The sequence below is a fragment of the Halorubrum sp. SP9 genome, assembly GCF_005435015.1.
GTDB classification, from domain to species: domain Archaea; phylum Halobacteriota; class Halobacteria; order Halobacteriales; family Haloferacaceae; genus Halorubrum; species Halorubrum sodomense.
Genome location: NZ_SGXU01000117.1, coordinates 1 through 1,230, shown reverse-complemented (window position 1 = coordinate 1,230; position 1,230 = coordinate 1). Strand labels below are relative to the sequence as shown.

The following is a 1,230-nucleotide window of genomic DNA, read 5'->3' as shown; positions in this document are numbered from 1 at the left end:
TATCGAATCCGAAGCATCGTTCCGTCGGCCGGTGACAGCTGCGATCGACATCACGACTATCCCCTATTACGGGGATGTCGAAGGGATGTCGATGGTCAGCGGTACGAAGGATAGAGACAGTCGGGCCTTCAAGTTCGCAACGCTCTCGATCATCGGACAGAATATCCCGCTCGTTCTTGCCGTGGAACCGGTTCGAGAAAGTTCTGGATGGGACGACAACCCGTCGAATCAGATCCATCGTACTGTTCGGCGACTCGTTCGACGAGCGAAAAGACACGTTCCGATCGAGACAGTACTCTGTGACCGAGAGTTCGATTCGATACAAGTGTTCCAGACGCTCTCAAACCTCGATGTGAATTACCTCATTCCCAAGCGGATCTCCAGCTCTGAACGGGATATACTCAAACAAATGGAGGAAGACGACCAAGAGGTGGCTGTTGAGTCGGCTTCTGTCCATGTGGAATCTGGATCGCATCCAATGCGGCTCCTGTACGTGCCGTCGACGAGTGGGGAGGGGACAGCCGTCTTCGCGACGAATCTCCGAGTGGGACCCGATGAGGCCGAGGCGTTCTGTAAACGGTATAGTCGCCGGTGGCAGATCGAGAGCGAGTACAAATCGATTAAAGGTGACTTTCTCGCCAAGACCTCCTCGAAAGACTACCGCGTTCGCTTGTTCTATTTCGTGTTTGCCGTACTCTTGTACAATATCTGGCGGCTCACCGACTTCCTGCTGAAGGCGGACGTTGACGGCGAGATGGACTACGCACCTGTGATTACTGCGGGTGAGTGTGTTGAGCTCGTTGCCTCGGCGTTGATCCCGCACGACTAATCGGCTGAGCTCTCGCTGGGTCCGCCGCTCAAGAGTGACAACCGTATTCAGCAGCGCTAAAATCCACACAATTTCGTACGCTCGTCCGGTAGTTCGAGAGTAAGGATTCAAAATCGATCCCCGACTGCTGAGAATCACCACGACTTGATGGCGATTCGATCCAAAACTAGCCTATCCTCCGAAACTGTGAACTTCCACACTGCGACATTTTGTATAGCGATATGTAATTTATAGCATGGGGGATCTAGCCCATTTGTCCGTAATCAGCCGCTAGACGGGTGATCGGGGCAATATTGGAAATTTTTCTATCCACTTTGGATTAGTCGAGTAGTCACAAGTAGATTTTTGAGGGTCGCCGCCGTCGGTGAAGCTGAATCAATGGCACCGCCAGCTGACGGCCC

Annotated in this window: 1 protein-coding gene; it reads left to right on the top strand. The window is 52.9% G+C overall.

Going from position 1 to position 1,230, the window contains the following annotated elements; translation table 11 throughout:
- A partial coding sequence (locus EXE45_RS16720) for a transposase (protein WP_158294299.1) occupies positions 1-829 on the top strand: 829 nt, incomplete at its 5' end.
- Positions 830-1,230 lie beyond the last annotated feature (401 nt).